This window comes from Paenibacillus darwinianus (genome assembly GCF_000598065.1).
In the GTDB taxonomy this organism is placed as follows: Bacteria; Bacillota; Bacilli; order Paenibacillales; family Paenibacillaceae; genus Paenibacillus_I; species Paenibacillus_I darwinianus.
In genome coordinates this window covers 6,030-11,452 of record NZ_KK082194.1, presented here as the reverse complement: position 1 = coordinate 11,452, position 5,423 = coordinate 6,030, and the positions used below count along the sequence as shown (strand labels likewise).

Genomic DNA, 5,423 nt, shown 5'->3' with positions numbered 1-5,423 from the left:
CCGCCGCTGGCCGGTAGCGGCTCGCAAGATTGTCGGTTACCGCCCGCGACCCGTAAGACATCCCGTATATAAAAGCGGCCAGCCCACCGTCTTTCCGGTAAGCCGGCCTTCCTTCTTTCTCTTCGGCGCCGAACACATGCACGCCCTCCATTACCGCGAACCTTGCCCGTTCGCCGGACAACGGATCATGATTGCCGTGGATGATGTAAATGCCGATTCCGTGCTCCCGAAGCTTCGCCCATTGCTGGTGCAGAAAGGCCTGGGCGCGCAGCGAACGATCCGCGGCGTCGAACAGATCGCCCGCCAGCAGGACGAAGTCGACATTAGCCGACACCGCGGCCGCAGTCAGCCGGCGAACGGCTCCGAACGTCGACTCCGTCAGGGCCTGACGAACACGGGGCGGCGCATCGCCCAGCCCTTTGAACGGGCTGTCAAGATGCAAATCCGCCGCATGAATGAACCGAAAGGCAACGCTCACGGTCCTTCCTCCTCCGAATCCGTCTGATCCTGCGCCTCGCGGGACGGCGCGGGGTACGCCGAATAAACGGCTTTCAATTGCGATAGGACACGCTGCAGCGAGTAAGCCTTCTTCGCTTTGTCCCAAGCGGCCCGGGCCATGTTATACCGGAAGCTCGGGTCGGACACGAGTTTCTCCAGCGCCAGGCACAGCGCCTCCGGATCGTCCGGCGGCACGAGCAGTCCGTTGACGCCGTCTTCGATCTGCTCGGCAATGCCGCCCACATTCGTCCCGACCAGCGCCAGCCAGCACAGCGCCGCTTCCGCGAACACCGAGCCGAACGCTTCCGCGCGCGACGGGAGGACGAAAATGTCGAAGAAAGGCATGAATTCCTCCGGGTGCAGCATATAGCCGTAAAAAATGATATCGTCGTAAAGCCCGAGCTGCGACGCCAATGCCTCAAGCTCCTCGCGGATCGGACCGTCTCCGATTATATGCAGCACGAACGGGTATCCTTTGCGCTTCAGCCTGGCGCACGCATGAAGCAGCACATCAAGTCCCTTGGCCGGCACAAGGCGGCAGACGGTAATCAGCTGCGGCACCTCATTCTCATGGGACACCGGCTTGAACCGTTTCTCGTCGAAGCCGTTCGGAATGACGCCGATAGCGGCAGCATCCTTCACATAAGGCGCCATATAACGGCGGAACGATTCCGACACCGTCAGCAGCTTGTCGACCTTGGCCTCCAGCTCGCCGTATATCGAAGTCAAAAACCGGTGTTCCGCGCTGCCTTCGGCGCTTATCCCATTGAGAATTAGCTCCCGTTCGTAGCTCGAGTGAATGGTCATGATGACGGGCGTATCCGGAAATAAGCGTTTCATGACAAGCGCGGCGATCGGATGATGGGCATGGATGAGATCGTACCGCTTCGTAATCCGCATTCTGGTCCACCAAATGTAATCGCGCAGCGTCTGCCTGTATTTGTCGGCGATCGGATTGCCGTCGAACTCGGACACGTCGAACGTGTCGAAGGCGTAATCCTCCTGGCCTTTGCCGCGAAGCCGCTTTGGAAGGGAGAACAACTCCATGCTCCATCCCATCTTGTTAAAACGCTCCTGAATGTACGGCACCATGGAAGAAACGCCGCCCGGCTGCTCCGGGGGAAAAAACAACGCTTGTAAAATATCCATCGGCTTTCCTCTTCCCGGCAGACATTTCGAACCTGCCAAAGTTATGATATATTAGAACATATGTTTCTGTAAAGCGAGTTTGAGGACAAACCAACGAAAGGAATATCCACTTCACCCCATATAGATGACGATTCAGAAATAACGCAATAAGCATAACAACAAATGTTGAACTAAGAATAACAGGGTACTGCAAGCCCCTCGTCGAGGCGATGAAGGCCAACAACACTTGTGTCAGCAGGCATCCAATGAGTAGAAAGGGCACTTTCAAGGGGACGGCCAGAATGGTCAAGGGATTTTTCTTAAGAAGCAGAGACAGAATTACTCCGGCTACAATAAAGTTGATCATGAAATCACAGCTCCGCATAAAGAGTTTTAAAGAGATATAAAGAAAGAACCGGGTTAGCCCCAGTTCTTCCTTCTTCGGTTTAGCGCCATGGTTTTCCGACAATGGAAGCCAAGGACATGGCTACAATAGCTGCCATTACTACGAAGTAACGCAACTTCATATGGCCCAACCTCCCTTCGATAGCTGGCTGGCATGGCAGGCAAGCCTGCTTTAGCCCCTATAGCTTTGCGCCCTTCGATTTCCCGAAGTTTGCCATTATCGTCGTGCAATTAAATGAAATTCGACAACTTTTTTGATTATCCTTCTTTTTATGCAACTTTTTTTGGGAGCAGGATGAAAAAACGCGTGTCGAACGGTCCGAGGAGTTAGGGAGCCGCTCTGTTCCCCCGCTTGTTCCATACACGCGGTCTAGAACAAGATCAAATAAAGTCCCCCGAGCGCCGCGAGGATGAGAATAAGGGCATGGAAAAGTTTCTGAGGAATAAGCGGGAGCACCTTGAAGCCGATAATTGCGCCGATGACGACCGCCGGGATCATCCAGGCGTTAAGCAACAGCGATTGCGGCGTTATAAGTCCCAGGTAGCTGGTGAACGGCACTTTAATGACATTGACGATAAAGAAGAAAAAGGCGCTCGTGCCGACGAAAGCGGTTTTGTTCATGCCCTTGGACAGCAGATAGATCGTCATAATGCTGCCCGCCGCGTTGCCGATCATGGTCGTGAACCCGGCGAGCACTCCAAGCGATCCGTTAAAGACGGGCGATTTGGTGAAGGCGAACTTGAGCATGCTCTCCAGCCGGTCCTTATAAACATGTAGACCGATGAGCAGCAGAACCAGGGTGCCGATCAGAATGGAAAGCGGCCCGTCGCCGATCCGGCCGAGCACGAAGAAGCCGGCGAGGAGCCCGACGAGCACCCAAGGAAGCAGAACGAGAAGATGCTTCCACACGACGGCTTTGCGGTAATAGACAATCGCGATGATATCACCTGTGATCAGGATCGGGGTAATGAGTCCGACCGATTCGCGCGCGGGATAGACGGTGGCCATGATAGCCGCGACGAACAGGCCCAAAGTGGGTACACCGGTTTTGGAGAAACCGATTAACAAGGCGCAGATGACGGTAATCGTCAGCTGTATAGGCGTAATATCCATGGATACTCCTTGGTGTGGTTTTCCCCAGTATAGCATGAATGCGCTGTCCGGAAGGCTTCATTTTGCCGGAAAAGAGTGTGAAGAATTATCTTATAATAATGACTATTATTAATCACATAATGTTCAAAAAAATAAGCGCTGCGTGTTGTTGACACTTCCTGCAGGGGATGGTACGATTTCATCAGCGCTGATTGATAATGATTTTCATTACCAGGTTTAAAGGAGACTGTTTCGGACATGAGAAAATTTAAAGTCATTACTTTATTGCTCACTGCCGTTTTATCGATCGGGTTGCTCGCGGCCTGCGGCAGCTCGGGCGCATCCAATACGGGCAAGACTAACGCAGATACGTCTGCGGCGAATGACAAAACGAAGGACAATGCCTCGAAGGAAAACACCTCCGGTCAAGCAAGCGGAGAGCAAGTTGTCAATGTGTACACGGCCAGAAATTACGATGTCGACAAAGTACTGTTCGGCCAATTCACGGAAAAAACCGGCATTAAGGTGAATGTCGTTGAAGGCAAGGCCGAAGAGCTGATCGAACGCATTAAGCGCGAAGGAGAAAGCACGCCTGCCGACCTGTTCATCACGGTGGACGGAGGCGTTCTGAACAACGCCAAGCTCGCAGGCGTCCTGCAGCCCGTGCAATCGGATGTGATCGACGCGCAGGTGCCGATGGATCTTCGCGACACCGGCAACGAGTGGATTGGCCTCTCCACACGAGCGCGTATCATTGCATATGCCAAGGATCGCGTGAAGCCGGAGCAGCTTTCCACTTACGAGGATCTGGCGACGGAGAAATGGAAGGGCAAGGTGCTGGTCCGCTCGTCCACCAATCTGTATAACCAATCGCTGCTCGCCTCGTTCATTGCGATTGACGGGGAACAGAAGGCCGAGCAGTGGGCGCAAGGCATTGCGAACAACCTGGCCCGCGACCCGGACGGAGGAGACCGCGACCAGGCAAAGGCCATCGTCGCAGGCACAGGCGACGTGGCGATTATGAACACTTATTATGTAGGACAAATGACGGTGTCCGACGACCCGGAAGAGGTTAAGGTTTCCGAGCAGATCGGCGTGTTCTTCCCGAACCAGGAGACGACTGGCACGCACCGCAACATCAGCGGCGCGGGTTTGATCAAATACAGCAAGAATAAGGATAATGCGGTCAAGCTGATTGAGTTTCTGACCGGAAAGGAAGCGCAGACGCTGATGTCCGCCGAGAACTTCGAGTTTCCGGTGAACGGCGAGGCGGCGCTGCCTGAACTGCTCGCTTCCTGGGGAACATTCAAAACCCAGGACCTGGATTTCGCCAAGTTGGGCGAGTATAATAAAACGGCTGTCGAAATTATGAATAAAGTGGGTTGGAAATAAAAACATGCAACGGCCAGCCAAGCTTCTTAGGGACATACAAAGACATAGCAACGGCTGGTTATGGATCAGTCTTCCGGCGGCGGTATTTATCCTGCTGCCGATTGCTGCTATCCTGGTTTCCCTGTTCGCGGCACCTAATGAGAACTGGGGCCACATCAAGCAGTATATGCTGCGCGATTATGTGCTGCAATCCGTTTGGCTGGTCGTTGCCACAGGCTTTTTTACCGTTCTGATCGGCGCCTCGCTAGCCTGGCTGATCGCGGCGTACGATTTTCCGATGAAGGCGTTCTTTCGCTGGGCGCTGATGCTGCCGCTGGCTGTTCCGCCTTACATAGCGGCTTATACCTACAGCAACATGCTGAGCTACACCGGCGTCGTTCAGAAGGCGCTGCGATCGCTCGGCGTGAGGCCGGATCAGTCATGGTTTGACATCATGTCGATGAAAGGCGCCATTTTTATTTTCACCATGTTTCTATATCCCTATGTTTATATGATAACCCGGTCTTTTCTCGAGCGCCAAAGCGGCGCTTACATCGAGAATGCCCGGCTGCTCGGCCGAAAGCCGCTGGCCGTTTTTATGCGGGTGGCCCTGCCGTTATCCCGCCCCGCCATTGCCGGCGGTTTGACGTTAGTGGCATTCGAGGTTCTAAGCGACTATGGCGTCGTGAATTATTTCGGTATCCAGACATTCTCGACGGCAATTTTCACTACATGGTTCGGGATGTACGATATCGAATCGGCAACCCGTCTGGCGGCGTGGTTCCTGGTCGGTATCATCGGCGTCATGTTGATGGAGAGATCTCTGCGTGGACAGCGCAGATTCAGCGCAACGACGAGCAAGAACACGCCGCTTGTGCCGGCAAGGCTCATAGGCTTGGCGGGGGGGCGGCCGTGGCGTTCTGCGGTG

5 protein-coding genes and 1 riboswitch are annotated in these 5,423 nt (G+C 54.3%); of the genes, 2 read left to right on the top strand and 3 right to left on the bottom strand.

Annotated features, from left to right (window positions below):
• The 3 genes from BG52_RS12720 to BG52_RS12710 all read right to left on the bottom strand — a co-directional run.
• Positions 1-478 (bottom strand): metallophosphoesterase family protein (locus BG52_RS12720; RefSeq protein ID WP_036667398.1); only part of this gene is annotated, 478 nt, incomplete at its 3' end.
• Positions 475-1,647, bottom strand: coding sequence for a glycosyltransferase family 4 protein (locus BG52_RS12715; protein WP_036579799.1), 1,173 nt, complete (start codon positions 1,645-1,647; stop codon positions 475-477). The genes BG52_RS12715 and BG52_RS12720, both read right to left, overlap by 4 nt.
• A 521-nt stretch (positions 1,648-2,168) precedes the next feature.
• Positions 2,169-2,257: riboswitch (cyclic di-GMP riboswitch) on the bottom strand.
• 144 nt (positions 2,258-2,401) lie between these two features.
• The gene (locus BG52_RS12710) at positions 2,402-3,145 is read right to left on the bottom strand and encodes a sulfite exporter TauE/SafE family protein (RefSeq protein ID WP_036667396.1); all 744 of its coding nucleotides are present in this window, start codon (positions 3,143-3,145) and stop codon (positions 2,402-2,404) included.
• A 237-nt stretch (positions 3,146-3,382) separates the two neighbouring features.
• On the opposite strand from BG52_RS12710, the gene BG52_RS12705 reads away from it, so the two are divergent.
• The gene (locus tag BG52_RS12705; protein ID WP_036667394.1) at positions 3,383-4,516 is read left to right on the top strand and encodes a Fe(3+) ABC transporter substrate-binding protein; all 1,134 of its coding nucleotides are present in this window, start codon (positions 3,383-3,385) and stop codon (positions 4,514-4,516) included.
• A gap of 4 nt (positions 4,517-4,520) precedes the next feature.
• Positions 4,521-5,423, top strand: a 903-nt coding sequence (locus BG52_RS12700; protein ID WP_144340817.1) for an ABC transporter permease, incomplete at its 3' end; no start/stop codon positions are given.

Coding starts and splice junctions, on each gene's coding strand:
- BG52_RS12715 (WP_036579799.1), bottom strand. CDS start 1,647: ATGGATATTTTACAAGCGTTGTTTTTTCCCCCGGAGCAGCCGGGCGGC.
- BG52_RS12710 (WP_036667396.1), bottom strand. CDS start 3,145: ATGGATATTACGCCTATACAGCTGACGATTACCGTCATCTGCGCCTTG.
- BG52_RS12705 (WP_036667394.1), top strand. CDS start 3,383: ATGAGAAAATTTAAAGTCATTACTTTATTGCTCACTGCCGTTTTATCG.